General features: G+C 59.7%; 29 protein-coding genes. 9 read left to right on the plus strand and 20 right to left on the minus strand.

The genetic code is table 11. The annotated features are described in order from the left end of the window. Positions 1–10: 10 nt before the first annotated feature. From KI613_RS14880 to KI613_RS14915, 7 genes are all read right to left on the minus strand, one after another. The gene (locus tag KI613_RS14880; RefSeq protein ID WP_226400805.1) at positions 11–628 is read right to left on the minus strand and encodes a GspH/FimT family pseudopilin; all 618 of its coding nucleotides are present in this window, start codon (positions 626–628) and stop codon (positions 11–13) included. Next, a complete protein-coding gene (locus KI613_RS14885) occupies positions 628–1,110 on the minus strand; it encodes a type IV pilin protein (RefSeq protein WP_319004069.1) in 483 nt (160 codons plus the stop codon). The genes KI613_RS14880 and KI613_RS14885 overlap by 1 nt, the downstream gene beginning before the upstream one ends. 116 nt (positions 1,111–1,226) lie before the next feature. Beyond that, on the minus strand, positions 1,227–2,153 hold the full coding sequence (gene ispH / locus KI613_RS14895; RefSeq protein WP_226400807.1) for a 4-hydroxy-3-methylbut-2-enyl diphosphate reductase: 927 nt from the start codon (positions 2,151–2,153) through the stop codon (positions 1,227–1,229). Further along, entirely contained in the window at positions 2,153–2,584 is a 432-nt protein-coding gene (locus tag KI613_RS14900; RefSeq protein WP_226400809.1) for an FKBP-type peptidyl-prolyl cis-trans isomerase, read from the minus strand. Before KI613_RS14900 ends, ispH begins: the two co-directional genes overlap by 1 nt. Beyond that, a complete protein-coding gene (lspA, locus tag KI613_RS14905; RefSeq protein ID WP_226405764.1) occupies positions 2,584–3,063 on the minus strand; it encodes a signal peptidase II in 480 nt (159 codons plus the stop codon). Before lspA ends, KI613_RS14900 begins: the two co-directional genes overlap by 1 nt. Continuing rightward, entirely contained in the window at positions 3,056–5,854 is a 2,799-nt protein-coding gene (gene ileS, locus KI613_RS14910) for an isoleucine--tRNA ligase (RefSeq protein WP_226400811.1), read from the minus strand. Before ileS ends, lspA begins: the two co-directional genes overlap by 8 nt. Before the next feature lie 9 nt (positions 5,855–5,863). Then, entirely contained in the window at positions 5,864–6,784 is a 921-nt protein-coding gene (locus KI613_RS14915) for a bifunctional riboflavin kinase/FAD synthetase (protein WP_226400813.1), read from the minus strand. Between the two features lie 158 nt (positions 6,785–6,942). Here KI613_RS14915 and KI613_RS14920 point away from each other — a divergent pair, with 158 nt between their 5' ends. Then, complete coding sequence (locus KI613_RS14920; RefSeq protein WP_226400815.1) at positions 6,943–7,980, plus strand: GGDEF domain-containing protein; 1,038 nt, start codon at positions 6,943–6,945, stop codon at positions 7,978–7,980. Here the strand turns inward: KI613_RS14920 and KI613_RS14925 are convergent. Both KI613_RS14925 and tsaE read right to left on the minus strand, forming a co-directional pair. After that, positions 7,977–9,323 carry an N-acetylmuramoyl-L-alanine amidase gene (locus KI613_RS14925; RefSeq protein ID WP_226400817.1) on the minus strand — a complete coding sequence of 449 codons (1,347 nt, stop codon included), beginning with the start codon at positions 9,321–9,323 and terminating at the stop codon, positions 7,977–7,979. The two genes, KI613_RS14920 and KI613_RS14925, sit on opposite strands and share 4 nt — an antisense overlap. After that, on the minus strand, positions 9,257–9,772 hold the full coding sequence (tsaE, locus tag KI613_RS14930; protein WP_226400819.1) for a tRNA (adenosine(37)-N6)-threonylcarbamoyltransferase complex ATPase subunit type 1 TsaE: 516 nt from the start codon (positions 9,770–9,772) through the stop codon (positions 9,257–9,259). Before tsaE ends, KI613_RS14925 begins: the two co-directional genes overlap by 67 nt. Here tsaE and queG point away from each other — a divergent pair. Then, positions 9,767–10,813, plus strand: a complete 1,047-nt coding sequence (gene queG / locus KI613_RS14935; RefSeq protein ID WP_226400821.1) for a tRNA epoxyqueuosine(34) reductase QueG — start codon at positions 9,767–9,769, stop codon at positions 10,811–10,813. The two genes, tsaE and queG, sit on opposite strands and share 6 nt — an antisense overlap. On the opposite strand, the gene KI613_RS14940 is transcribed toward queG, so the two are convergent. The 5 genes from KI613_RS14940 to KI613_RS14960 all read right to left on the minus strand — a co-directional run bounded on the left by KI613_RS14940 (position 10,794) and on the right by KI613_RS14960 (position 14,318). Continuing rightward, positions 10,794–10,967, minus strand: a complete 174-nt coding sequence (locus KI613_RS14940) for a hypothetical protein (protein WP_226400823.1) — start codon at positions 10,965–10,967, stop codon at positions 10,794–10,796. The genes queG and KI613_RS14940 overlap by 20 nt on opposite strands. 18 nt (positions 10,968–10,985) lie before the next feature. Further along, complete coding sequence (locus KI613_RS14945; RefSeq protein WP_226400825.1) at positions 10,986–11,825, minus strand: sulfurtransferase; 840 nt, start codon at positions 11,823–11,825, stop codon at positions 10,986–10,988. Then, the gene (locus KI613_RS14950) at positions 11,822–12,175 is read right to left on the minus strand and encodes a SpoIIAA family protein (RefSeq protein WP_226400827.1); all 354 of its coding nucleotides are present in this window, start codon (positions 12,173–12,175) and stop codon (positions 11,822–11,824) included. The genes KI613_RS14945 and KI613_RS14950 overlap by 4 nt, the downstream gene beginning before the upstream one ends. 36 nt (positions 12,176–12,211) lie before the next feature. Continuing rightward, entirely contained in the window at positions 12,212–13,063 is an 852-nt protein-coding gene (locus tag KI613_RS14955; RefSeq protein WP_226400829.1) for a DMT family transporter, read from the minus strand. A gap of 121 nt (positions 13,064–13,184) precedes the next feature. Further along, a complete protein-coding gene (locus tag KI613_RS14960) occupies positions 13,185–14,318 on the minus strand; it encodes an aromatic ring-hydroxylating oxygenase subunit alpha (protein WP_226400831.1) in 1,134 nt (377 codons plus the stop codon). A gap of 106 nt (positions 14,319–14,424) precedes the next feature. On the opposite strand from KI613_RS14960, the gene xseB reads away from it, so the two are divergent. The 4 genes from xseB to folE2 are packed head-to-tail and all read left to right on the plus strand — an operon-like array spanning position 14,425 to position 18,247. Next, entirely contained in the window at positions 14,425–14,664 is a 240-nt protein-coding gene (gene xseB / locus KI613_RS14965) for an exodeoxyribonuclease VII small subunit (protein WP_226400833.1), read from the plus strand. Beyond that, the gene (locus tag KI613_RS14970; protein ID WP_226400834.1) at positions 14,661–15,554 is read left to right on the plus strand and encodes a polyprenyl synthetase family protein; all 894 of its coding nucleotides are present in this window, start codon (positions 14,661–14,663) and stop codon (positions 15,552–15,554) included. Before xseB ends, KI613_RS14970 begins: the two co-directional genes overlap by 4 nt. Further along, entirely contained in the window at positions 15,554–17,410 is a 1,857-nt protein-coding gene (gene dxs / locus KI613_RS14975; RefSeq protein WP_226400835.1) for a 1-deoxy-D-xylulose-5-phosphate synthase, read from the plus strand. Before KI613_RS14970 ends, dxs begins: the two co-directional genes overlap by 1 nt. A gap of 18 nt (positions 17,411–17,428) precedes the next feature. Next, a complete protein-coding gene (folE2, locus tag KI613_RS14980; protein WP_226400836.1) occupies positions 17,429–18,247 on the plus strand; it encodes a GTP cyclohydrolase FolE2 in 819 nt (272 codons plus the stop codon). Positions 18,248–18,362: 115 nt separating this feature from the next. Here the strand turns inward: folE2 and rplS are convergent, their stop codons facing one another. From rplS to rpsP, 4 genes are read right to left on the minus strand one after another with little or no spacing between them, the layout of a single operon-like run. Then, positions 18,363–18,743, minus strand: a complete 381-nt coding sequence (rplS, locus tag KI613_RS14985; protein ID WP_226400841.1) for a 50S ribosomal protein L19 — start codon at positions 18,741–18,743, stop codon at positions 18,363–18,365. 25 nt (positions 18,744–18,768) lie between these two features. Further along, positions 18,769–19,497, minus strand: coding sequence for a tRNA (guanosine(37)-N1)-methyltransferase TrmD (trmD, locus tag KI613_RS14990; RefSeq protein WP_404827012.1), 729 nt, complete (start codon positions 19,495–19,497; stop codon positions 18,769–18,771). Positions 19,498–19,529: 32 nt separating this feature from the next. Continuing rightward, positions 19,530–20,042 (minus strand): ribosome maturation factor RimM, encoded by a 513-nt coding sequence (gene rimM, locus KI613_RS14995; protein WP_226400843.1) that lies wholly within the window; start codon positions 20,040–20,042, stop codon positions 19,530–19,532. A 9-nt stretch (positions 20,043–20,051) separates the two neighbouring features. Continuing rightward, complete coding sequence (gene rpsP / locus KI613_RS15000; protein WP_226400845.1) at positions 20,052–20,306, minus strand: 30S ribosomal protein S16; 255 nt, start codon at positions 20,304–20,306, stop codon at positions 20,052–20,054. A gap of 165 nt (positions 20,307–20,471) precedes the next feature. Between rpsP and KI613_RS15005 the strand changes: the two genes are divergently transcribed. Next, on the plus strand, positions 20,472–21,980 hold the full coding sequence (locus KI613_RS15005) for a hypothetical protein (RefSeq protein ID WP_226400847.1): 1,509 nt from the start codon (positions 20,472–20,474) through the stop codon (positions 21,978–21,980). On the opposite strand, the gene KI613_RS15010 is transcribed toward KI613_RS15005, so the two are convergent. Next, on the minus strand, positions 21,958–22,845 hold the full coding sequence (locus tag KI613_RS15010; RefSeq protein WP_226400849.1) for a YihY family inner membrane protein: 888 nt from the start codon (positions 22,843–22,845) through the stop codon (positions 21,958–21,960). The two genes, KI613_RS15005 and KI613_RS15010, sit on opposite strands and share 23 nt — an antisense overlap. On the opposite strand from KI613_RS15010, the gene wrbA reads away from it, so the two are divergent. After that, complete coding sequence (wrbA, locus tag KI613_RS15015; RefSeq protein WP_226400851.1) at positions 22,813–23,403, plus strand: NAD(P)H:quinone oxidoreductase; 591 nt, start codon at positions 22,813–22,815, stop codon at positions 23,401–23,403. The genes KI613_RS15010 and wrbA overlap by 33 nt on opposite strands. A 2-nt stretch (positions 23,404–23,405) precedes the next feature. Further along, positions 23,406–23,777, plus strand: coding sequence for a DUF2069 domain-containing protein (locus tag KI613_RS15020; RefSeq protein WP_226400853.1), 372 nt, complete (start codon positions 23,406–23,408; stop codon positions 23,775–23,777). Between the two features lie 31 nt (positions 23,778–23,808). On the opposite strand, the gene KI613_RS15025 is transcribed toward KI613_RS15020, so the two are convergent. Continuing rightward, positions 23,809–25,350: a 2-isopropylmalate synthase gene (locus KI613_RS15025; protein ID WP_226400855.1), complete on the minus strand. Its 1,542-nt coding sequence runs from the start codon at positions 25,348–25,350 to the stop codon at positions 23,809–23,811.

A 25,350-nucleotide genomic window follows, 5' to 3' on the forward strand; every position in this document is an offset into this window, starting at 1 on the left:
CACTCCAAGACTACAGTTTGCAGGCACGAGCGTCGGTACTCGCAACAGCAGGATCACACATACGAAACGCCCCGATCCCGGTAATTTCAATGCGGAGGCTGCGATACCTCGTGCTACTTACAGACGGCCCAACATCTATCCTGGCTATATGATCCGCAGTATTGGTAACACTGCCTACACCATTAAACGTAACCGTAGTAGCGCTCGTCGAGCCATCTGACTGAACAGCAGCGACCGCAACACCACTCACGCCATCGCCGATCGGGTGAGTACTGACGATCATTGGGGCTGTAGTGGTTGAAGGCTGAGAACTGCAACTACCAGCAGGAGATCGAACACTAACCACCCAAGAACCGCTTGTATCAGACAGCGCACAACTATCATCAAGAGCCGACGGATTCCCTGAAGCGTTTGTCACCAGCCAGAAACTCACGCTTTGATTACGTCGAGCCGCCTCCTGCCGCGCCTGTTGCAAGCCATTCAGCAAGGCATCTGTGGCATTACGAATGCGAAGGTTGACCATCCAGTCCTTCAAACTAGGGGAAACCAGTCCCATCAGAGCCGCCATTATCGCAACGACAACCATGAGTTCAACAAGCGAAAAACCTCTGGATTTCATGGCAGACATTAGCAAGATGACGCTCTTTGCCAGCAACTTGCAGTCGACGCGCTACCGGCGTATTTGGTGGTTTTCTTGTTGCCACCTTCATCGACGGTATAGTCATAACCGGTTGTAAGATTTCCGCTACCCGTAGCCGTCAAAGTAAAGCCCTGATCGGTATTGGTCAGCACACAAGAAAAGGTAAAATATTTTCTATCCGGTGGCGAAAATCCATTCCAACTATTGGCGGAAGCTGCACTAGCGCAGGTAGCAACACCATAATTCTTGTTGTCCTGGTAATACTGCTCCATCTTGACTCGATAGTCAGAGAGCGAGGTAAAAGCCTCCTGCAACTGCCCTTTTCGAATGTATTCGTTATAAGCGGGCAATGCAATTGAGGCCAGAATGCCAATAATCGCAACTACCACGAGCAGTTCAATCAATGTAAAGCCATTGACCGAAAGTCGCGGAGAATAAATTCCGATGAGTTTTTCTTGGGAATGCCGCACGTCGCTTCTCCATCCATAGAATTACAACAACTCTCACAGCGTCACTATAGGACAACTGTTTTTCCTAATGGAGGATCATACGACGAACGGTTATGTTTGAACTGTGGGTGGTGAAATCATGCCCCCATCAAGCCTTTGGGCAAGGAAAAGGACACTCCTTCTTCTGCCCCGGCCAATTCCGTGACGGCAGAGTCAGTCAGTTGCCTGACTCTATCGACAACCCGCCTGACCAGTATTTCCGGAGCAGATGCGCCAGCCGTAATTCCAATGTAATTTTTCCCAATGAACCACTCCGGAGATATCTCGCCAGGTCCATCAATCAGGAAGGCATCACGACCACGAGATATAGCCACCTCCTTCAGTCGTCTTGAATTCGAGCTATTCGTGCTACCCACGACAATCACCAGATCACAATGTTCGGCCAAAACCTTGACGGCATCCTGACGGTTTTGGGTGGCGTAGCAGATATCATCCTTCTTCGGACCCTGGATTTCTGGAAAGCGGGCCTTCAGGGCGTCGATGACGATTGTCGCATCATCGACCGATAGCGTGGTCTGTGTGACGAAGGAGAGATTGCCTGGGTTGATGACTTGCAAACAGGAAACATCCTCAACCGTTTCGACCAGATACATACCGCCAGTGCTCTGCCCCATTGTCCCTTCGACTTCCGGATGCCCCTTGTGACCAATCATGATCACTTCGCGGGTCTGATTGCGCATCTTGCCGACTTCGACGTGCACCTTGGTGACCAGCGGGCAGGTGGCGTCGAAAACTTTCAAGCCGCGTTCTTCGGCTTCGATACGAACCGCCTTGGAAACACCGTGGGCGCTAAAGATAACAGTACTGCCGGATGGAACCTCGCTCAATTCCTCGATAAACACAGCCCCCTTGGAACGCAGGTCATCACAGACGAATTTGTTGTGCACGACTTCGTGACGGACGTAGATCGGCGCACCGAATTTTTCAAGAGCTCGCTCGACGATGGCGATGGCACGTTCGACGCCGGCGCAGAAACCACGGGGATTGGCGAGGATGATTTCCATTACATGATTCCGATAATTTCCACCTCGAAGCGGATCGTTTTTCCGGCCATCGGGTGATTGAAGTCGAACAAGGCGTGCGTGGCATCGAGCTCGCGCAGGAAGCCGGCGAAGGTGCCGCCATTCGGGGCGGTGAATTCGACGACGGAATTCTCCTTGAGTTCCATGTCGGCCGGCAATCCGCTGCGCGCGATGCGCTCGACCAGGCGGTCATTGTGTTGGCCGAAGGCCTGGGCCGGTTCGAGTTCGAAGACGAATCGTTCATGTGCCGGCAGGCCAATCAGCACTGACTCAAGATTTTCAGCCAGTTGGCCGCTGCCCATTTGCAGGGTGGCCGGGCTCATGTCGAAGGTGGACAGGAACTCTTCACCATCCAGCGCATTGATTCGGTAGTGCAGGGTCAAGAAACTGTCGGAGCGGACTGCGTTGGTCATCAGGAAATCTCTTTTTTATTGGCTGCGGTCAACTGCTCGATAACGAGCAAAACTGCACCGATGGTGATGGCGGAATCGGCGACGTTGAAGGCTGGCCAGTAGTAGCCGGCGACATGCCATTGAACAAAATCGACCACGGCGCCAAAGCGAACACGGTCGATCACGTTGCCCAGTGCGCCGCCCATAACCAGCGTCAGAGCCAGCGACAGCAATTTTTGTTGAGGGTGCTGGCGAAGCATGAAGGCGATCCAGCCAGAAACACCGAGCGCCAAGACCGTGAACAGCCAGCGCTGCCAGCCAGGCTGGTCGGCCAGAAAGCTGAAGGCAGCACCGGGGTTAAAAGTCAGCACCCAATTCCAGAACGAGGTGACGTAGATCGTTTCACCGAAACCGATGTTCTCGAGGACCAGCCACTTGCTGAGCTGGTCGAGAACAACGATCAGCCCGGCCAGCGCGTACCAGCGCCCGGCACTAGGCATGCGCACGTGCCTCACCGTCACCGTGCAGGTTGCTGACGCATCGGCCACACAGCCCCGGATGCTCGGTGTGGGAGCCGACATCCTCGCGAACGTGCCAGCAACGCTCGCACTTGGCGTGGTCGAGCGGCGTGGCGATGACCTGTTCGTTTTCATCACGGATTGCCACGGTCGACGAGCAAATAAGCACAAATTTCAAATCGTCGCCCAGCGAGGCCAAGGCGTCGAACTTCTCGCCAGCACAGTGGATTTCAACGGCTGCCTGTAGTGCCGAGCCGATCTTGCCGGCTTCTCGCTGCTCTTCGAGCGCCTTGGTCACGTCGGCGCGAGCCGTGCGGATCAGCGCCCACTTGGCGAGCAGATCTCCCTCGCCGGCCTGCACCGGCAGTTCGTGCCATTGCTGGAACATAACGGAATCATCAGCCTTGCCGGTCAGCACTTGCCAGACCTCTTCGGCTGTAAAGGCGGTGATTGGTGCCAGCAAGCAAACGAAGGCCTGCGTGATGTGCCACAGAGCGGACTGCGCGGAGCGACGAGCCACCGACTTCGGCGCCGTCGTGTACAAACGGTCCTTGAGAATATCGAGGTAAAAGCCACCGAGATCTTCCGAGCAGAACGTCTGCAGGGCCTGGACGACGCGGTGGAATTCGTACTTGTCGTAGTCGGCCCGACAGTTTTCCTGCAATTCGCGGGTCAGGGCCAGTGCGTAGCGGTCGATTTCCAGCCACTGATCGACCGGCAGCATGTCGGCGTTGGCGTCAAAATCGGAGACGTTGGCAAGCAGGAAGCGCAGCGTGTTGCGGATGCGACGGTAGCCTTCGACAACGCGCTTGAGGATTTCGTCGGATATCGTCAATTCGCCGGAATAATCGGTCGATGCCGTCCACAGGCGCAGGATGTCGGCGCCCATCTTGTCGGACACCTGCTGCGGCGCGATGACGTTGCCCTTGGACTTGGACATCTTGTGTCCCTTGCCGTCGACGACGAATCCGTGCGTTAGCAGCGCCTTGTACGGGGCGCGACCGTCGATGGCACAACCGGAGAGCAGCGAGGACTGGAACCAGCCGCGATGCTGGTCGGAGCCTTCGAGATAAAGATCGGCCGGATAGCTGAGGTCGGCCGCATGCGAGCCGCGCATGACGTGCCAGTGCGTTGTCCCTGAATCGAACCACACATCGAGCGTATCCTTCATCTTGACGTACTGGTCTGCGTCGGCGCCCAACAATTCGGCTGCATCGAGGCTGAACCACGCTTCGATACCGGACTTCTCGACACGCTGCGCGACCAGTTCGATCAACTCAGCCGTACGCGGGTGCGGCTGGCCGGTTTCCTTGTGCAGGAAAAACGGAATCGGCACGCCCCAGTTGCGCTGACGCGACACGCACCAGTCGGGGCGAGTCTTCATCATCGCCTCCAGACGAGCGCGGCCCCAGGCTGGAAAGAACTGGGTTTCATCAACGGCGCGTTCGGCGATCCAGCGCAGCGTCGAAGCATCTTCGCTGGTCTTGTGGTCCATGCCGATGAACCATTGCGTCGTGGCGCGGAAGATGATTGGCGTCTTGTGGCGCCAGCAGTGTGGGTAGCTGTGTTTGATTTTCTCGTTTTTTAACAGTCGACCGTGGGATTCAAGCTCCTGCAGCACCAGCGGGTTGGCTTCCCAGACCGTCTTGCCGGCCAGTTCGCCAACCGACAGCGCCGGCGTCGTGCTGATGAAACGGCCATCGTTGCCGACCGGGTTGTTCACCGGCAGGCCGTATTTCTTGCCGATGTTGTAGTCATCCACGCCATGTGCCGGCGCGGTGTGGACCAGACCGGTACCGGCCTCGGTAGTCACGTGCGTACCGCAAATGATCGCCACGTCGCGCTTCTGGAACGGGTGCTTGAGCAGTATCTGGTCGAGCTTGTCGCCGGTCGTCGAAGCAATCACCGTCCCCGCCAGTTCGTAGCGCTGGAGTGCCGACTCGGCCAGTTCGCGGACCAGGATCAAGGCCCCCTTCTCGGTTTCGATCAGGTCATAGGTCAGGTCCGGATGCACACTGACTGCTTCGTTGGCCGGCAGCGTCCATGGCGTCGTTGTCCAGATCACCGCAAAGGCCGGGCCACTCAAATGCGTCAGGCCAAAGGCTTTGGCCAACTTTTCGGCATGGTTATCATGCACTTCGAAAGCCACGTCGATGGCCGGCGAGTTCTTGTCCTCGTACTCGACTTCGGCCTCGGCCAGCGCCGAACCGCAGTCCAGACACCAGTTGACCGGCTTCAGGCCCTGGTAGAGGTAACCCTGCTCAAGAATCTTGCCCAGGGCGCGGATTTCACCGGCCTCGGCCGAGAAATTCATCGTCAGGTAGGGATTGCCCCAGTCACCCAGTACGCCGAGACGAATGAAATCCTTCTTCTGGCGCTCGACCTGCTCGGCCGCGTAGGCCCGCGACAATTCACGCACCTTGTCAGCGGGAATGTTCTTGCCATGCTGCTTTTCGATCTGATGCTCGATGGGCAGGCCGTGACAATCCCAGCCCGGCACGTAGGGCGCATCGAAGCCGGACAGCGTTTTCGAACGGACGATGATGTCCTTCAACACCTTGTTGACCGCATGACCGATATGAATGTCGCCGTTGGCATAGGGCGGGCCATCGTGCAGCACGAAACGCGGACGCCCGGCACTGATCTCGCGGATGCGCTGGTAGAGTTTCTTCTCCTGCCACTGGGCTACCCATTGCGGTTCGCGCTTGGGCAGATCGCCGCGCATCGGGAAAGCCGTATCCGGCAGGTTCAGGGTGTCTTTGTAATCAGCCATTTTGCGTGCTCACAACTCGAAAAAAGCCCGGGCAGCCGTGGCATCCGCCACGATCTGCGCCTTGAGGGCGTCAATATTGGGAAAACGTTGTTCGTCGCGCAACTTATGAACGAAACGCACCGAGATGTGCGCCCCATAAATATCACGATCGAAATCGAAGAGATGAACTTCCAGCAAGGGCCGCGTACCGCCCACCGTTGGCCGAACGCCAAGATTGGCGACGCCGGAAAGTGGCTCGTCGCCCAAGCCACTGACCTCAACGGCAAAGACGCCGGTCATTGGCAGCGGATTGTGCTTGATGCGCAGATTGGCCGTCGCGAAACCGATCTGGCGGCCGAGCTTTTGGCCATGCGACACCTGGCCGTCAATGATATAAGGACGCCCCAGTAGGCGCGCCGCATGTTCCATGTCACCGGCCAGCAACGCCCGACGGACAGCCGAACTCGATACACGCTCGCCATCGGCCAGCACGCTGCCCATCGCCTCGACAGCAAAGCCGAAAGCCCGGCCAGCGTTCTGCAACAGGGCAAAATCGCCGGTACGACCACGACCAAAGCGAAAATCGTCGCCAATGATCAAGTGTTGTACCTGACAACCACGCACCAGCACCTGCTCGACGAACTCGTCGGCCGAGAGGGCGGCAAAAGCCGCATTGAACGGACAAATAACGACCTGCCGCGCACCGCATTCACCGAGCAACTCAAGTTTTTCGCGTAGCGTGGTCAGGCGGGCGGGAGCGGAATCCGGCGCGAAAAACTCGCGAGGATGCGGCTCGAAGGTCAGTACCGTGGGCGCCAGCTCGCGCTGCTCGGCCACATAAGCCAGACGTTTTACCAGCGCGGCATGCCCGAGGTGGACGCCATCGAAATTGCCGATGGCGAGCACAACAGGAGCAGGAACGGGACGCGAATAACCGCGAAAAACGCGCATAAGTAAATTGGCAGGAAAAACGTTGAATTATAACGATTTAAGCCACCCTTCGGATACCGGCAGATTGCGTTGCATCAGCCAGCGCCCGGCGCCCGCCAAAACCGCTGCGACTCCTTTTCGCTATAATCAACGAGTTTAACGAAATCACCTCCTATTTCATGCTCGAACTGATCAGCCATGTAGTCAGAATTTCGGCGCGACGCGACCGCACCGAGATCAACTCGGCCATGGTTGACACCTTGATCGGCCTTTTTCACCCGCAAAACCTGACCATTTACCGCTGCTACGTGGGAAACAAAAAGGCGATGGTTTTCGCCTGTGCCGGCTATGGCCCGAACGGCCAGTTCCTGCGTAATGCCTACCTGCCGGACCACCGCTACTGCCAGCCGATCGAGCGCGATCCGCTGCTCAACCGTTGCCGCAAGGAGCTCTCGGCAGTTATCGACTTCCTCGACGATGGCTCGCACCGCATCGTATTCCCCGTCATGCGCCTGAACGAGCCGATCTACCTGATCGAACTCACGCTCACCAACGAGTTCTCGGCCGACCACCGCGTGACGTTGATGGGTCTGATCGAATACTTTGGCAACCACATTGCGCTGCTCGATTATGGTGAAGCCGACACCCTGACTGGTCTGGCCAGCCGCAAGACCTTTGACAAGCACCTCTTTGAACTGCTCGGCAAGGCAGCCAGCGACGAAATGCTCAGCGGCCCGGAGAGCCGTCGGCGCGGCACACCCGGTAGCCGCCACTGGTTGGCCGTCTGCGATATCGACCACTTCAAGGCGGTGAATGACAACTTCGGCCACCTGATCGGCGATGAAGTGCTGATCATGATGGCTCAAGAAATGCGCCAGTCCTTCCGTTTCGATGACCAGTTGTTCCGTTTTGGTGGCGAGGAATTCATCGCCCTGCTGCAGCCGACTGAAGAGCAATTCGCCCTGGCGACGCTGGAACGCTTCCGTACGAATGTCGAAAAACAGCTATTCAGCCGGGTCGGACACATCACCGTCAGCATTGGCTTCAGCGCCTTGATGCCCAACGATACCCCAACCGATGCCATCGACCGGGCCGACGAGGCGCTGTATTTCGCCAAGCGCCATGGCCGAAACCGGGTTGACTGCTACGAGAAGCTGGTTGCCTCAGGCGACGTGGCCGCCAAGGAAATCGCCAAGGGCGAAGTCGAGTTGTTTTAACCGAGCAAGGCCAGCTTGGCCTTCGGCCCAGGCGGATGCTTGATGAAGTATTGCCGGATACCGCGGACAATCGCCCCGGCCAGTTTTTCCTGATAGGCGTCGTCGTTAAGCCTGGCTTCTTCTTCCGGATTGGAGATGAATGCCGTTTCGATCAGCGCTGACGGAATGTCCGGCGCCTTGAGCACGGCAAAGCCGGCTTGCTCGACGTGGGCCTTGTGCAGCGTATTGATCGAACCCAGCTCGCCGAGCAGGTATTTGCCCAGTTTCAGGCTGTCGTTGATCGTGCCGGTCTGCGATAGATCGAGCAGCGTGCGGGCGAGAAACAGATCCTTGCTGCCGAGATTGACGCCGCCGATGAGGTCGGCCTGGTTTTCCTTCTGGGCCAGCAGGCGGGCCTGCGTGCTCGAGGCCCCCTTTTCGGAGAGCACGAAGACTGATGAACCGCGCGCATCGGGCTTGATCCAGGCATCAGCGTGAATCGACAGGAAGAGGTCGGACTGGATGCGCCGAGCCTTCTGGACGCGCATTTGCAGCGGCACGAAGAAATCGGAATCGCGGGTCAGTACGGCGCGCATGTTCGGCTCGGCGTCGATGCGCGCCTTTAGGCGACGGGCGACTTCCAGCGTGACGGTCTTTTCGTAGGTGCCGGCCTTGCCGATGGCACCGGGATCTTCGCCACCATGGCCGGGATCGAGCGTGATGGTGACCAAGCGGTCGACAATCGGCTTGCCAGATTTCTTGCTGGTCTGGATTTCCGGCGCTTCAATCGGTTTTTCGGGCTTCTTCGTGGCGCTTTCATCCGGCCGCTTGTCGGCAATCTGGAAATCCTGCTCGTTCTTGAGCGGCTCGACGCCATCCTTACGGCCTTCGAGCAACGCCATCATCGGATCGGGCGGATTGACCGGGTAGACGTCAAGAACCAAGCGACGGCCGTATTCACCAGCCGGTTCGAGCGTGAACACCTGCGGATTGACTTTGCCCTTGAGTTCCATGACCAGACGCACAACGCCCGGCTTGAAACGGCCGGCGCGCAGCAGCTTGATGTTCGGGTCGTCGGTCGTCAGCTTGCGGGCGAGGCTGTCGAGAACGCTGTTGAATTCGACACCTTCGATGTCGACAACGAGGCGATCAGGATTTTCAACAGTGAAATGGGAGAATTTGAGCGGGGCGTCGGTTTCGAGCGTGACGCGGGTGTAATCGGCGGCCGGCCAGATGCGCACGGCGAGAATGGATGGCAGCTTGGCTGCGGCGCCAGCCAGTGGCGTAACGGAAAGGATCAGCGAGGCGCCAGCGAAGCGGAGGAGCTGGCGGCGGCCATGGCTGGGACGAGCGTGTTCAGACATGCCTGCCCTTTCGGTGAATCTGCCACGGCTTCGAGGATACGCCCGACACCTGCATGATGAATACGCAACCGCAAGTCTGGCGACGGAACGCAGCCAGCAGCCCGTTCCGGCCATTCGACCAGACAGATCGCAGTGTCGTTAAAGTATTCATCAAAGCCCGCATCGAGAAACTCCTCTGGGGACTCGAAACGATAAAAATCAAAGTGATATAAGTATAAGCTCGAAACTACGTAAACTTCAACCAGTGAATAGGTAGGACTTTTGACCGCGCCGGTGTGACCAAGTGCCCGAATCATGGCGCGCGACAGGGTGGTTTTGCCCGCCCCGAGATCGCCTTCAAGGAAAACGACCATCCCCGGTTGCAGCAATGGCGCCAGCATTTCGCCCAGGCGCTGGGTGGCCGCCTCGTCGGGCAATTCGAAAACGGCGGTAACATCGGGGCTATGCACGATCAGGACTCCACGGTGGATTACGCGGCGCTCAAGGAAAAAATCCGCGAGGCCGGCAAGGAACTCGGCTTTGCTGCCGTTGGCGTGGCACGGGCCGAACCCGGCCCCGCCGTCGAAAAGATGCGGGAATGGCTGGCGGCCGGCTGCCACGGCGAGATGGATTATATGGCCCGCCATGCCGAATTGCGTGCCGACCCGCAGCAACTGCATCCGGGAACGATCACCGTGATCAGTGCGGCGATCGACTACCTGCCGCATACCAAAACAGCCGACCAGCCAGACCAGGCGGCGATTTCTCGCTACGCCCAGGGGCGCGATTACCACAAGCTGATTCGCACCCGGCTACAGAAACTAGCCGATGCCATTACCGACCTGACCGGGCCGTTCGGCTACCGCGTCTTTTCCGATTCGGCACCGGTCATGGAAGTCGAATTCGCCCGTCAGGCCGGCCTTGGCTGGCGCGGCAAGCACACGCTGCTGCTCTCCAAGCAAGGCTCCTGGCGCTTTCTCGGCGACATCTACACCGACCTCCCGCTACCGCCCGATGAACCTGTCGATGAGCACTGCGGCACCTGCACGGCCTGCCTCAACGCCTGCCCGACCGGGGCCATTGTTGCGCCATATCAGGTCGATGCCCGGCGCTGCATCAGCTACCTGACCATCGAACTGGCCGGCCCGATTCCCGAAGAATTCCGCCCGTTGATCGGCAACCGGATTTACGGCTGCGACGACTGCCAGCTGTGCTGCCCGTGGAACCGCTTTGCCCAGCTCGGCGACCCGGAGTTTTCGCCGCGCCACGGGCTCGATACGGCGACGCTGATCGAGCTGTTCAACTGGACGGAAGCGGAATTCAACCAGCGGCTGGCCGGCAATCCGATCCGCCGCATCGGGCATGAGCGCTGGCTGCGCAATATCGCCGTGGCGCTCGGCAACGGAGCTGCCACGGTCAACCGGAAAAAAGCGCTAAAAATGAAATTGGACCATCCATCGGCGCTGGTCCGCGAGCACGTCGAATGGGCGCTTACTCGGCTGGAACCTTGAGACTGGCCGGCGCTTCGACAGGCGCGTCAGCAACAGGTTTTGCCGCTTCGACGGGCACCGCTGGCGGCTGGAGCGTCCAGCCGAGAAAGGCGCCAGACGCCGTGGTGATGGCGACCAGCGCGAGAAGGATGAGGCCGGTCTTCGGGCTTTCCATGTTCACTTGGCGATAAGCTCAGCGCGCCACCGGGCGTCCCGCGTCGGCGCACCACTCGCTCCACGAGCCGGCATAGAGGCGCGAACCAGGCAGGCCGGCGATTTCCATGGCGACCATGTTGAGGCAGGCGGAAACGCCCGAGCCACATTGATGGACAACCAGATCGGGCGGCGAACCAGCCAGGATGGCCAGCCATTCGGCGCGCAGTTCGGCGGCCGGCTTGAAACGGCCGTCGGGCAGCAGGTTGTCCTTGAAGAAACGATTGACCGCACCGGGGATGTGGCCGCCGACCGGATCGATGGTTTCGTTCTCGCCGCGGAAACGGTCGGGGCCGCGCCCGTCAACCAGACGCATGTGCGGTGTTTCGATGCGCTCCAGTACGTAGTCGGCTTCAACCAGATGATCCTGCGCCAAGGGGATGAAAACGCGCGGCGCCAAGGTCGGCACGACCTTGGTCAGCGCACCACCGGCCGCCTGCCAGGCCTGCAAACCGCCATCAAGCAAGGCCACGCTGTCATGACCCAACCAGCGCAGCAGCCACCACAGACGCCCGGCAATCATGCCTTGGGCGTCGTCGTAGACCACGACTTGCGTCGTCGCCCCAATGCCGATTTCGCCCAGCCGTTGCGCCAGTTTTTCCGGATCGGGCAGCGGATGGCGGCCATTGCAGCCGGTCATCGACCCAGAGAGGTCGCGGTCACAATGCAGGAAGACAGCGCCGGGAATGTGGCTCTCGGCGTAAACGCGCTCGCCGTAGCCGGTATCGGCCAGCTGGTGGCGGACATCGACGACCAGCCAGGCTGGGTCGTCGATATGCGCCTGCAGCGTCGCGACATCGACCAGCGTGGTAAAACTCATGCCGGCGTCGCCTCCAGCCAGGACTTGGCTTCGTCAGCATTGTCGAAGACTTCGACGTCAGCTTTGACGAAGGTCTGCGACAGCCAGGCACTCCACGTTACCCACTGGCTGTCGGTAACGACGGCGACACGCTTGAAGTCGTTGGCATGGGCGCGCGAGAACTTGATCTCCTCCCAGGCCACATCGAGCGTCAAGCCGGCCATCTGGGTCAGGTCGAAGCAGAGATCAACCGGGCCTTCAAACTGGACCTTGAAATTGACGACTTCTTCAAACTCCTTGTAATCGGCCAAAGTGAATTCGCCGAACACGGCCACGCTGACACGGCTCGGTTGGTGGTCGATGACGATCATGATTTTGCTCCGTTGTTGGTTTTGTCTGAAGAAAGTTTAATCCTGTTCGACCGGGCTGGCGCGGGAAAAGTGCGTGGCTGCGATGCCGGACAGAATAATCAGGCCGATCGCCGCCCACGCCGAGGCATCGAGCACCTCGCCCCAGAAGGCCATGCCGAACAGGCTGGAAAAGATCACTGTGCTGTAAGCCAGCGCCGCCGACATCAGCGTTTTGCCGCGCGTGTAGGCACGCGTCATGGCCAGTTGGGCGGCCGTGGCGAAGCTGGCGACACCGAGCAGAAGCAGGCCACTCTTCAGGTCGACGGCATGGATGTCGCTGAACAGCAGCCAGCTGCCGGCGCCGACCGACGAGACCAGTGAAAAATAGAACACCGTGCGCATTTCCGGCTCGCCGCGCGCCCCGAGTTCGCGCACGCTGAAATAGGCCATGCCGGCCATGACGCCGGAACCGAGGCCGATCAGGCCGCCGACCAGCTGGTCGGCATGCATGGTTGGTTTGAGCAGCAGCACCACGCCGACCAGCCCCAAGACCAGCGCGCCCATGATGCCCTTGCGCAGCTGCATGCCGGCAAAGCCGAGGTAAAGCGCCAGGAAGATGGCCGAGGTGTAGTTGAGCGTCACGGCCGTCGCCAGCGGCAGCAGCGTAATGGCGTAGAAATAGGCGAACAGGGCGACGAAGCCGACGGCGCCACGCGTCACCTGCCAGCGCAAATGCGGCGTGGCGAGCGGCACGCCGTTCAGGCGAACCAGCCCGAACATCAGGATCAGCGAGATGAAGCTGCGGTAAAAGGTGATCTCCACGGCCGAATGAGTCTGCGCGGCAAACTTGACGCAGACGCCCATGCAGGCGAACAGGAAACTGGCGGCGATCATCCACAGGGATTGCATGAAACAGGGGCTCTAAAAAAGGGAAAGGCGGCGGATTTTACCCCGCCGCCTTAGAAACCAGCCTTCCACGGCCAACCGGGCTTGCTACGGTCAACCGTAAAAAAGGTCGAAAATTGAAATGTCAGCGCGTCTCGATGGCCGACTGCATGATCCGCCGATAGAACTCGTGGAAGTGCTGCATGCCGTCCTCCATCGGGCTTTGATACGGCCCGACTTCGCTCCGCCCTTCCTTCATGAGCGCGTAGCGACCGCGGTCCATGCGCTCACCGATGTCGTCGTCCTCGATGGCCGTTTCCATGTAGGCGGCGCGTTCGGCTTCAATGAAATCGCGCTCGAAATCGACGATATCCTCCGGGTAGTAGAACTCGACGACATTGAGCGTCTTGTTCACACCTTGCGGAATCAGCGTCGACACGACCAGCACGTGCGGATACCACTCGACCATGATGTTCGGGAAGTAGGTCAGCCAGATGGCGCCATGCTCGGGCGTCTTGCCTTCCGTCCCGTAAATATCGAGGACCGCCTTCTGCCAGCGCTCGTAAGCCCTGGAACCGGATTTCTGCAGCGAGGTGATGCCAACGCGCTGCACCGAATACCAGTCGCCGAATTGCCAGGTCAGGTCGTCGCAGGTGACGAAATTGCCAAGGCCCGGGTGGTAAGGAGCAACGTGGTAATCCTCCAGATAGACCTCAATGAAGGTCTTCCAGTTGTAATTGCACTCGTGCATCTCGACGTGATCGAGCTTGTAGCCGGTGAAATCGAGCTCCGGCGCGACTTTCATGCCGGCCAGATCGGCATTGGCCGAACGCGGCCCCTTGAAGAGCAGACCGTTCCAGCTTTCCAGCCTGGCCTTGTTCAGGTTGAGACAGGGATTTTGCGGAAAATGCGGCGCACCGATCAGGACGCCGCCCTGGTCGTAAGTCCACCGGTGAATCGGGCAGACGATCGGCCCGTTCAGCGTGCCCGAACCCTGCAGCATGATCGCCTGACGATGGCGGCAGACGTTCGACATCTGCCAGTTGCCGGCATTCGGTCCTTCGTTGCCGCCGTTGAGCAGCATCTGGCCGTGGTCCTTCCACTCGAGCGAACGGTAATCCCCCGCGTTCGGCACCATGAGCTGGTGACCGACATAGCCCGGACCGGCATCGAAGATGAGCTTTTTCTCCAGCTCAAAAATCTTCTCGTCGAAATACCAGTCCACCGGCAGTTGGGAAACTGCAGGGGCCAACCGGGACAGAGTCGCCAAGTCGGACATTCCAAGCCTCCAGCGGGGGTTAAAAAGGGGTAGGTATTTTACCCCGATATTTGACCGAGCGCCCCTTGATGGAGTATTTTCGCGTGTTTCCTTGATCGCCTCAAACATGGCCACAAAGCCCATCGCCGACATGAAATTCGAGACGGCCCTCGCCGAACTCGAAAACATCGTTTCCAGCATGGAAGGCGGCAAACTCGAGCTCGAAGCCTCCATCGCCGCCTACAAGCGCGGCATGGAACTGATGAAGCACTGCCAGGCCCAGCTCGCCAACGCCGAAGAGCAAATCCGCATCCTCGAAAACGGCGAATTCAAGGACGTCGACCGCAAGACGCTGGAGGCGCAATGAGCGCCATCCCGTTTGCCGAATGGATGGCCGTCACCCAGGACCGCGCCGAAACCGCCCTCGCCCGCTTCCTGCCGGGCAGTGACAGCATCCCCGCCCGCCTGCACGACGCCATGCGCTACGCCTCGCTGGGTGGGGGCAAACGCGTCCGCCCGCTGCTCGCCCACGCCGCCGGCCAGTTGACCGGCGCCACGCCGGAAACGCTCGACATCGTCGCCAGCGCCGTTGAAATGATCCACGCCTATTCGCTGGTCCATGACGACCTGCCGTGCATGGACGACGACGTCCTGCGCCGCGGCCGGCCGACCTGCCACGTCGAATTCGACGAACCGACCGCCCTGCTCGTCGGCGACAGCCTGCAAACCGTGGCCTTTGAACTGCTCGCCAGCCAGCCCATCGGCGAGCCGAAACAGCAACTCGAGATGATCGCCCTGCTCGCCCACGCCAGCGGTTCGCGCGGCATGGCCGGCGGTCAGGCCATTGACCTCGCCTCGGTCGGCAAGCCCTTGAACCAGCCCGAGCTGGAACTCATGCACGCCCTGAAGACCGGCGCCCTGATCCGCGCCGCCGTGCTCCTCGGCGCCCTGGCCGGCCAGCCGCTGTTGGCCGAGGAGCGCACCAACCTCGACCGCTTCGCCAAACGTGCCGGCCTGCTCTTTCAGGTCGTCGACGACATCCTCGACTGCACGGCAAGCACCGCCACCCTCGGCAAGACCGCCGGCAAGGACGAAGCCGCCGACAAACCAACCTACGTCAGCCTGCTCGGTCTCGAAGCCGCTCGCGCCTACGCCGACGAACTGCGCAGCGACGCTCTCGACGCCCTCTCCATTTTCGGCGAACGGGCAGCTCGCCTGACCCAGCTGGCCGACTTCATCTGCCATCGGCAATTCTAATGACCGCTTCCCGCCTGCTTGAAAGCATCAACAGCCCGGCCGACCTGCGCCGCCTGGACCGCAAGCAGTTGCCGCAACTGGCGACCGAGCTGCGCGCCTTCCTCATCGACTCCGTCTCGAAAACCGGCGGCCACCTGTCGTCCAACCTCGGCACCGTCGAGCTGACCATCGCCCTGCACGCCATCTTCAACACGCCAGAAGACCGGCTGGTCTGGGACGTCGGCCACCAGTGCTACGCCCACAAGGTACTGACCGGCCGCCGCGAAGGCATGAGCACGCTGCGCATGCATGGCGGCGTTTCCGGCTTCCCGAAACGCGCCGAGAGCCAGTACGACACCTTCGGCGTCGGCCATTCGTCGACCTCCATCTCCGCCGCGCTCGGCATGGCGCTGGCCGCCAAGCACAAGGGCGAAGACCGCAAAACCATCGCCATCATCGGCGACGGCGCGATGTCGGCCGGCATGGCCTTCGAAGCCATGAACAATGTCGGCGTCGCCGACACCGACATGCTGGTCATCCTCAATGACAACGAAATGTCGATCTCGCCGCCGGTCGGCGCGCTCAACAACATCCTGACCCGCCTGACCTCGAGCAAGACCTACAACGCTGCCCGCGAAGCCGGCCGCCACATGCTCGGCTTCGCCCCGCCGCTACTCGAACTGGCGCGCCGCGCCGAAGAGCACGTCAAGGGCATGATCGCCCCGGGCACGCTGTTCGAGGAATTCGGCTTCCACTACTACGGCCCGATCGACGGCCACGACCTCGACGCCCTGATCCCGACGCTGGAAAACCTCAAGAAGCTCAAGGGCCCGAAGTTCCTGCACGTCATCACGAAGAAGGGCCAAGGCTACAAGCTGGCCGAAAACGACCCGATTCTTTACCACGGCGTCGGCAAGTTCGCCGCCTGCGATGGCATCCAGTCGGCCAAGGGGCCGGCCAAGCTGACCTACACGCAGGTTTTCGGCGACTGGCTGTGCGACATGGCCAAGGCCGACTCACGCCTTGTCGCCATCACCCCAGCCATGCGCGAGGGTTCGGGCATGGTGCGCTTTTCGGCCGAATTCGCCGACCGCTACTTCGATGTCGGCATCGCCGAACAGCACGCCGTGACCTTCGCCGCCGGCCTGGCCTGCGAAGGCCTGAAACCGGTCGTCGCCATCTACTCGACCTTCCTGCAGCGTGGTTACGACCAACTGGTGCATGACGTTGCCCTGCAGAACCTGCCGGTCGTTTTCGCGGTCGACCGAGGCGGTTTGGTCGGCGCTGACGGCCCGACGCACCACGGCACATTCGACCTCTCCTTCGTCACCTGCATCCCGAACATGGTCGTCATGGCCCCTGCCGATGAAGCCGAATGCCGCCAGATGCTGTCCACCGCCTATGGGCTGGATTGCCCGAGCATGGTCCGTTATCCGCGCGGCGGCGGGACCGGGAAAATACCGCACTGCAGTCTCGACACCTTGCCCGTCGGCAAGGGCGAAATTCGCCGCCAGGGCAAGGCTGTCGCCCTGCTCGCCTTTGGCAGCCTGGTGCCTGCCGCTGTCGCCGCTGGCGAGGAACTCGACGCCACCGTGGCCAATATGCGCTTCGTCAAACCGCTCGACGTCGAGCTGATTGTCGAACTCGCCGGGAACCATTCGCTGCTTGTCAGCGTCGAAGAGAACGCTGTGATCGGCGGCGCCGGCTCGGAAATCGAGCGGGTTCTGGCGGAACGCGGACTGAATGTGCCGGTGCTTCGCCTTGGCCTGCCCGACCGCTTCATCGATCACGGCGAACAAGGACAATTGCTGGCCGAACTCGGCCTCGACAAGGACGGCATCGTACGTGCAGTACGGACCCGGACCACCCCACAATAATTCATTGAAGAACAGCCCATGAACGCCCCGAACACCCCTATCCCCGATGTCCAGAATTCGGCCGACACGCGCCACATAGCGATCAACAAGGTTGGCATCAAATCGATCCGCCACCCGATCAAGGTCCAGGACAAATCGACCGGCGTCCAGCACACCATCGCCATGTTCAACATGTACGTCGGCCTGCCGCACAACTTCAAGGGCACCCACATGTCGCGCTTTGTGGAGATCCTGAACAGCCACGAGCGTGAAATCTCGGTCGAAAATTTCCCGGTCATGCTGCGCGACATGGTCGCCAAGCTCGAAGCCGAAACCGGCCATATCGAGATGAACTTCCCCTACTTCATCAACAAGACCGCCCCGATCTCCGGCGTGCAGAGCCTGATGGACTACGACGTCACCTTCATCGGCGACATTTGCAATGGCGAGATCGTCACCTCGACCAAGGTCGTCGTGCCGGTGACCAGCCTGTGCCCGTGCTCCAAGAAAATCTCCGAGTACGGCGCCCACAACCAGCGCTCGCACGTTACCGTCACGGCCCGCACCAACGACTTCGTCTGGATCGAGGAAATCGTCCAGCTCGTTGAAGAGGAAGCCTCCTGCGAACTGTTCGGCCTGCTCAAGCGCCCGGACGAGAAATACGTCACCGAGCGCGCCTACGACAATCCCAAGTTCGTCGAAGACATGGTCCGCGATGTCGCTGCCCGCCTCAACGCCGAGCCGCGTGTCGATGCCTACGTGGTTGAATCCGAGAATTTCGAGTCGATCCACAACCATTCGGCTTACGCCCTGATCGAGAACGACAAGAAAAATCCTGGCACACACTGCGCGAGCTGATTTGGGACAATGGAGGTCACAAATGTGACTTCCACGGTCAACCGGAAATTTTGACCAAAAATGAAATCAATAAAAAAGGGCGCCGAGGCGCCCTTTTTCAATCCGGAAAAATCGCTTAAGCAGCAGCGACCGGCTTTTCCTTGCGGACCAGCTTTTCCTTGATCCGTGCCGACTTGCCAGAACGCTCGCGCAGGTAGTACAGCTTGGCGCGGCGGACATCACCACGACGCTTCACTTCAACGGAAGCGACCAGCGGCGAATAGGTCTGGAAAGTACGCTCGACGCCTTCACCGGACGAGATCTTGCGCACGGTGAATGCAGAGTTCAGGCCGCGGTTACGCTTGGCGATAACAACGCCTTCGTAAGCCTGCAGACGCTCGCGGTTACCTTCCTTGACCTTCACTTGCACGACGATGGTGTCGCCCGGTGCGAAGTCAGGAATAGTCTTGTCCAGACGAGCAATTTCTTCTTTTTCCAACTGTTCAATCAGGTTCATGTGAGATCCTTTAATTTATAAACACTTACTCACCGCATTGCTCCTCTCCGGAAATTTCCGTGAGTAGTTGCGTTTCTTCCGCAGTCAAACTGCGGTGCGCCAGTAAATCCGGCCGGCGCTTCCGGGTTCGGGCCAGCGACTGTTTAAGCCGCCAGCGTCGAATCTTTTTGTGGTCTCCTGAAAGCAGAACCGCTGGCACCGCCTCGCCCTCGTAAATTTCCGGGCGGGTGTAGTGCGGACAATCCAGCAAACCACCGACAAACGAATCTTCCGCCGCCGAAGCGGCATCTCCGAGCACTCCCGGCAACTGGCGGACAACGGCATCAATCAAGGCCATCGCCGGCAACTCGCCACCGGAGAGCACAAAATCTCCGATCGAAATTTCTTCATCGACACAGCGCTCGATCAGCCGCTCGTCAATCCCTTCATAGCGACCACAAAGAAGGATCAGCCCTTCATCGCCGGTCGCCAACTGCATCACCCGTTCGTGGGTGAGCGGCGCCCCCTGCGGCGAGAGGTAGATAACCCGGCTCTTGGCCAGCCCAACCTCACGCTGCTGCGCCTTGGCCGCAGCAATCGCCTTCTCCAGCGGCCCCGGCTGCATCAGCATGCCCGGCCCGCCGCCGAAAGGACGATCATCGACCCGTCGCCAGGTGTTCTCGGCGAAATCCCGAGGATTCCAGCCTTGCCACACCCAGCGCTGCTCTTCCAGCGCCCGACGGGTAATGCCACTTTCCGTTACCGCCGCAAACATCTCCGGAAAGAGGGTAATGCAGTCAAACCGGATCACCAGTCGCTGCCCCACTCCACTCGAATCTGCCCGGCTTCCTTCTCGACAGTCAGCACCACAGCCGAAACAAACGGCAAAAGGCGCTCGATCTGGTCATCGCCCATGACGCGCAAAACGGCATTGGCCCCGGTTTCGATCAGCCCGACCACCTTGCCGAGCCGCTCATCAGCGGTATTGATGACATCCAGACCGATCAGATCGGTCCAGTAAAACTCATTCTTTTCAGTCGTGGGCAACGCTTCGCGCGGCGCCCCGACCAAAATACCCTTCATCGCTTCAGCGGCAGAACGATCAGCAACGCCATCCAACAGCACCACCACACCGTTACCGTGGGCTTTTATGCTTTTCAGCCTGCATTCGCGCCACCGCTCGCCTTCTCTGGCAATCCACCAGACGGGCATTTCAGCCCAGGCCAGCGGATCATCCCCGAAGGGGTACAACCAAAGCCAGCCCTGAACACCGTAAGGGTCGGCCAGCCGACCCAGTACGACGATATCGCTGCTGGTCAAAACAAGAACTTAGGCGGCTTGCTGGGCAGCGTGCTGCTTGACCAGACGGGCAACGGTCGGCGACAGCTGGGCGCCATTGCTCTGCCAGTAGGCCAGACGATCGACGGAAATACGCAGCGATTCTGCATTGCCGGAAGCAACCGGGTTGTAGAAGCCGACACGCTCAACGAAACGGCCGTCACGACGATTGCGGGAATCGGTAACAACCATGTTGTAGAACGGGCGCTTCTTGGCGCCACCACGGGCAAGACGGATAACAACCATTGGAATACTTTCGTTAGCTGGAAAAAAGACCCGGAATTATAGCGCTTTATCAAGGAAAAACAAGCCACTTAGGAATTGGAAAATACTGCCGGATAGCGGATCACTGTTCGTAGACGGCGGCGCACCAATGGCTAAAACGTAAATTTTTGTTATTCTGCGCAAGCTATGACCACCTCACCGGACTACCTTTCGCCAGCCGCCCCCGACGCCAATATCAAGAGCATTCTTGAATGGCTGGCCCTGGCACATGGAAGAACCGGCTCTGACGACGCCGATCAACTCTATCGCCAGCTTCTGCTGCTGCGCGAGGCCCCCGTTCCCAATTCGCAGCGTCTGAAATTGCTCGACTTGCTCTTCGGCCAGGCCGAACGCGTCGCCAACGGCGAATTGCCGCGATTAAATGAGGTATCCCTGCCCATTTCCCGCAAGCAGCGGCAGCGCGTCCGCATTCTGCTCGATGTGCTCGAAACCCTGACGCAGGATTATTTCAACACCCTGGCTGAACTGTTCGACCCGGAAGGGCCAAGTTCGTCGCGCGTGCCCCATACGTCGCTGCGGCGGGCAATGCAGACGATAGGCTGGCAGGCACGGATTACCCATTTGATTGCGGCGCCCCCGTCGCCCGGCCTCTGGCAACTGCTGCATTCGGCATTTTTCACGGCACGACGCCTTGGCCTCGAAGAATTCCCCGGGCCACAAGGGACACCGAGCATTCGTCAGATTTATACCGGCATTCTGCTGGCCGCCGTGGCACAGCCTGCTTCATTCTCGCCGGCAGAGCTCGAATTCATCAGCAAGTTCATCAGCGACTGCACCCCGTCCATTGATCTTCTTGAAAGCCCCCCGCTCGACAGCGGTGGCATTTTCTGGGTCGATCTCGACAAGGACTTTCCGGCCCACGCGCTGATCCGGCGCATCCCGACGCCGGATGCCCGGGTGCTTTATTTTTCCTGCCACACCATCGCCGACGTTGCCCTGAAACAACGCACCGCGCTCCTCCAGGGGATTCCCGCCCAGACACTGGGCCTGCCGCCATTCGCCGACACCAGCGCCGGTCCAAGCACACTGCTGCGCCTGAACCGGCTCTGGGGCAATCCCAGCAAGCGACGCTTCTCGCGGCGGCGCCAGTCCTATCGCGCCAACCTCTGCTCCGGCCTCGGCAACCTCTGGCAACTGATGAAGTCTCAGCAAACGCCAACAGACCTCAGCGAGTGGATGGTCACCAATGAAAGCCCCGATGGCTTCTCGTTGATGCACATGTCCGGGCAAACCCAGTACCTGCGAGTTGGCGACATTGTTGCGCTGCAGGCCCTGGGCGACTACTCCGAGGCGACACCAACATGGCACGTCTGCATTATCCGCTGGGCCGTCTCGGAGAACCCGGAACACATTGAACTGGGTTTGCAGATACTGGCCCCCCGGGCTACCGCCGTGGAAATCACCCATACCTATGCCCTCGAATCCAGCAATACTGCCGCGCTGATTCTCCCCGCCACGCCACCACTGCGGCCAACCCAGTCGCTCGTGGTCCCGGCTGGCCTGTTAAGAGAAAATACCCGGCGAATCATCGTCTTGATCGAGGCCGACAATCTGGAAGTTCGCGAAGTTCAGGCCACCAGTCTCGACGAACAAACCAGCGCCATCGAAATTTTCAGCGTCTTGCCGGACGATTGATGCTGGCGGCAATCAAGCCGCCAAACAGGACGACTGCCCACGACAAGTGGAGCCAGACGAGGAATACGGGAAAGACAGCAAAGGCCCCGTAGATGCTTTTCAGCATGGCCGAACTGACCAGGAAGATTTCAAACACCTTTTGCATGACCGAGAAGGCCAGCGTGGCGAAAATGCCGCCGGTCAATGCCGCGCGCCGTGACACCGGGGCATTCGGCACCGCGTAATAAAGAAACGAGAAAAACAGGCCAAGCAGCACGACGGCCACCGCTTTCAGGGCAAAGCGACGAAACCAGACCGGCTCGTCGAACCAGCCCAGCGATGCCGTCACGGCAAACGACATCGCACCGGCCACCGCTCCCAGAACGAACGGCCAGACGGCCATCACGAAAGCATACAAGCGCAAACGGGCCAGCACAGGGCGCGGCTGAACCTGCCACAGATGATTGAACGCCCGCTCAATGGTGTTCATCAACAAAAATGCAGTGACGCTAAGCATGGCAATGCCGGCCAGCGTCAAGCGCTGCGCCTTGTGCGAAAATTTGCCGATATTTCCGGCAATGGCGCCGGCCGCGCCGGGTGGCAGCAAGGCCTCGCGAATCAAAAGATCAAGACGCTCCGCCAGCAGATCGAGATAGGGAACAGCGCCGGCAACCGACAGCACAACCGCCACCAGCGGCACCAGCGCCATCAAGGTCGTAAACGCCAGAGCAGAGCTGGTCTGCATCATGTTCTCGCTATGAAAGCGCCGAAAGATGCCCATGCTCCTGGGCGGCTTGAGGCGGCCGCGACGAGATCGGGAGTGGTTTTGCATGGGGCCGTATAATAGCCGACCATGCAAGACATCCTCGTCCTCTATTACAGCCACCGTGGTTCGGTCCGCGCGCTGGCTGAACGCATCGCCGCCGGTATTGAATCCGTCCCCGGCATGCAGGCCCGCCTGCGCACCGTCCCCCGCGTTTCAACCGTCTGTGAAGCCACCGAGCCGGATGTTCCATACTCCGGCGCACCTTACGTCGAACCGGCTGACCTCGAAGAGTGCGCGGGCCTGGCGCTGGGTAGCCCGGTTCGCTTCGGCAACATGGCAGCCCCCATGAAATACTTCTGGGACGGCACCATCGCTGGCTGGCTAAACGGCACGCTGGCTGGCAAACCCGCCTGCGTCTTTACTTCCAGCGGCAGCCAGCACGGCGGCAACGAAAGTACCTTGCTGTCGATGATGCTGCCCCTACTGCACCACGGCATGCTGATCATGGGCCTGCCCTTTACCGAACCCAAGCTTTCTTCGACCAGCGCCGGAGGAACGCCCTATGGCCCAAGCCATGTCGCCAGCGCGACTGGCAACCCTGTGTTGAACGAAGCAGAGAGCCACCTGGCCTTCGTCCAGGGACAACGCATTTCAAATTTAGCCAAAAAACTGAGTTGACCGTGAGATCCACCACCCGCTACCAAATTGCTGCCAGCGCCTGCCTCATCGCGCTGATTTTCCTTTGCCTGGCCTGGGAAGGCTGGCTGGCACCACTCAAGCCTGGCGGCTCATGGATGGTCTTGAAAGGCGCTTTCCTGCTCATTCCGCTGTTCGGCATCCTGCGCGGCAAGCGCTACACCTACAAGTGGCTGTCGCTGTTCATCCAGTTCTACCTGATGGAAGGGCTGCTGCGCGCCACCAGCGACCACGGGCTTATCCAGCAACTGGCCGTGGTCGAGACAGTTCTGGCCACCGCTCTTTTCGTATTTACCATCCTCTTCGTCCGCGCCACCCGCGGCCCCAAAGAAGAAAAAGCCGTCCAGCAGAGCTGAAGCGGCTTTTGGCGGGGCGCCTCAGTGGCAATCAGACGTCGCCCTGAGCCCTCACCTTGTCGAGCGAAGAGTGCAGCTTGTTCAGGGCATTCAAATAAGAGCGAGCGGAAGCGATGACGATATCCGTATCAGCGCCATTGCCATTAACAACGCGCTCGGCCTTGGTCAGGCGCGTCGTTACCTCACCCTGGGCATCGGTTCCCGTCGTAATCGCGTTGACCGAATAAAGCATCAACTGGGCACCGCTATTGACGATGCTCTCGATCGCCTTGAAGGTGGCATCGACCGGACCACCGCCCTCGGCTTCACCCTTCTGCTCGACCCCGCCAACGCTGAGGATCACCTTGGCATGGGGCATCTCACCTGTTTCAGAGCAGACGTGCGAATAGAGCAGCTTGTAATACTCCTGGTCAGGCGTCACCACCTCATCGGAAACCAACGCGTGCAGGTCTTCATCGAAGATTTCATGCTTGCGGTCAGCCAGCTCCTTGAAGCGGGCAAAGGCGGCATTGACGGCCTCGTCGCTCTCCAGTTCGATTCCTAGTTCCTGCAGACGACTCTTGAAAGCATTGCGGCCCGAGTGCTTGCCGAGAACCAGTTTATTCTGCGACCAGCCCACATCCTGGGCGCGCATGATTTCGTAGGTTTCGCGATGCTTGAGCACGCCATCCTGATGAATACCTGACTCATGCGCGAAGGCATTGGCCCCAACCACCGCCTTGTTCGGCTGAACCGGATAGCCGGTAATCTGCGAAATCAACTTGGATGCCGGGACAATCTGCGTCGTATCTATCCGTGTTTCGAGGTCAAAAACGTCCGGACGTGTGCGTACCGCCATGACGATTTCTTCAAGTGCCGCATTACCGGCGCGCTCACCCAGACCATTGATCGTACATTCGACCTGGCGCGCCCCGGCCAGCACGGCAGCCAGCGAATTGGAAACAGCCAGCCCGAGGTCATTGTGGCAGTGCACCGACCACACCACCTTGTCCGCATTCGGTACGCGCTCGATCAACTGGCGCATGGTTTCGGCGTACTGGAACGGAATGGCGTAGCCAACCGTATCCGGGACATTGATGGTCCTGGCACCGGCCTTAATGACCGCTTCAAAGATGCGGCAAAGAAAGTCAATTTCCGAACGCCCGGCATCCTCGGCCGAAAACTCGATATCGTCGGTGTATTGCCGCGCCCAGCCAATCGACTTGACCGCCTGCTCGACGACCTGATCCGGCGTCATGCGCAACTTCTTCTCCATGTGAATCGGGGAAGTCGCAATGAATGTATGTATCCGGCCTGACTTCGCCTGCTTGATCGCCTCGCCAGCCCGGCTAATGTCATTTTCGTTGGCACGCGCCAGCGAGCAAATGGTCGAATCCTTGATTGCGTGGGCAATGGCCTGGATGGACTCGAAATCCCCCGGCGAGGCGGCGGCAAAACCAGCCTCGATGACATCAACCCGCATCTTCTCGAGTTGGCGGGCAACGCGGATTTTCTCTTCCCGCGTCATCGATGCACCCGGGCTTTGTTCACCGTCGCGCAGGGTCGTATCGAAAATAACCAGATGCTGTTTCAT

Origin of the sequence: Ferribacterium limneticum (assembly GCF_020510585.1) — a bacterium.
Taxonomy (GTDB): domain Bacteria; phylum Pseudomonadota; class Gammaproteobacteria; order Burkholderiales; family Rhodocyclaceae; genus Azonexus.

Excerpts from the sequence above, each read along its gene's own strand:
- rplS (WP_226400841.1), bottom strand. The coding sequence starts at position 18,743 with ATGAACCTGATTGAACAGTTGGAAAAAGAAGAAATTGCTCGTCTGGAC.
- KI613_RS15025 (WP_226400855.1), bottom strand. The coding sequence starts at position 25,350 with ATGAAACAGCATCTGGTTATTTTCGATACGACCCTGCGCGACGGTGAA.
- KI613_RS14960 (WP_226400831.1), bottom strand. The coding sequence starts at position 14,318 with ATGTCCGACTTGGCGACTCTGTCCCGGTTGGCCCCTGCAGTTTCCCAA.
- folE2 (WP_226400836.1), top strand. The coding sequence starts at position 17,429 with ATGAACGCCCCGAACACCCCTATCCCCGATGTCCAGAATTCGGCCGAC.
- queG (WP_226400821.1), top strand. The coding sequence starts at position 9,767 with ATGCACGATCAGGACTCCACGGTGGATTACGCGGCGCTCAAGGAAAAA.
- KI613_RS14915 (WP_226400813.1), bottom strand. The coding sequence starts at position 6,784 with ATGCGCGTTTTTCGCGGTTATTCGCGTCCCGTTCCTGCTCCTGTTGTG.
- KI613_RS14970 (WP_226400834.1), top strand. The coding sequence starts at position 14,661 with ATGAGCGCCATCCCGTTTGCCGAATGGATGGCCGTCACCCAGGACCGC.
- ileS (WP_226400811.1), bottom strand. The coding sequence starts at position 5,854 with ATGGCTGATTACAAAGACACCCTGAACCTGCCGGATACGGCTTTCCCG.
- rpsP (WP_226400845.1), bottom strand. The coding sequence starts at position 20,306 with ATGGTTGTTATCCGTCTTGCCCGTGGTGGCGCCAAGAAGCGCCCGTTC.
- KI613_RS14900 (WP_226400809.1), bottom strand. The coding sequence starts at position 2,584 with ATGACCAACGCAGTCCGCTCCGACAGTTTCTTGACCCTGCACTACCGA.
- KI613_RS14925 (WP_226400817.1), bottom strand. The coding sequence starts at position 9,323 with ATGTCTGAACACGCTCGTCCCAGCCATGGCCGCCGCCAGCTCCTCCGC.
- KI613_RS14920 (WP_226400815.1), top strand. The coding sequence starts at position 6,943 with ATGCTCGAACTGATCAGCCATGTAGTCAGAATTTCGGCGCGACGCGAC.
- dxs (WP_226400835.1), top strand. The coding sequence starts at position 15,554 with ATGACCGCTTCCCGCCTGCTTGAAAGCATCAACAGCCCGGCCGACCTG.
- KI613_RS14945 (WP_226400825.1), bottom strand. The coding sequence starts at position 11,825 with ATGAGTTTTACCACGCTGGTCGATGTCGCGACGCTGCAGGCGCATATC.
- trmD (WP_404827012.1), bottom strand. The coding sequence starts at position 19,497 with ATGTTTGCGGCGGTAACGGAAAGTGGCATTACCCGTCGGGCGCTGGAA.
- KI613_RS15005 (WP_226400847.1), top strand. The coding sequence starts at position 20,472 with ATGACCACCTCACCGGACTACCTTTCGCCAGCCGCCCCCGACGCCAAT.
- KI613_RS14940 (WP_226400823.1), bottom strand. The coding sequence starts at position 10,967 with ATGGAAAGCCCGAAGACCGGCCTCATCCTTCTCGCGCTGGTCGCCATC.
- KI613_RS14880 (WP_226400805.1), bottom strand. The coding sequence starts at position 628 with ATGTCTGCCATGAAATCCAGAGGTTTTTCGCTTGTTGAACTCATGGTT.
- lspA (WP_226405764.1), bottom strand. The coding sequence starts at position 3,063 with ATGCCTAGTGCCGGGCGCTGGTACGCGCTGGCCGGGCTGATCGTTGTT.
- ispH (WP_226400807.1), bottom strand. The coding sequence starts at position 2,153 with ATGGAAATCATCCTCGCCAATCCCCGTGGTTTCTGCGCCGGCGTCGAA.
- xseB (WP_226400833.1), top strand. The coding sequence starts at position 14,425 with ATGGCCACAAAGCCCATCGCCGACATGAAATTCGAGACGGCCCTCGCC.
- KI613_RS14950 (WP_226400827.1), bottom strand. The coding sequence starts at position 12,175 with ATGATCGTCATCGACCACCAACCGAGCCGTGTCAGCGTGGCCGTGTTC.
- KI613_RS14955 (WP_226400829.1), bottom strand. The coding sequence starts at position 13,063 with ATGCAATCCCTGTGGATGATCGCCGCCAGTTTCCTGTTCGCCTGCATG.
- wrbA (WP_226400851.1), top strand. The coding sequence starts at position 22,813 with ATGCAAGACATCCTCGTCCTCTATTACAGCCACCGTGGTTCGGTCCGC.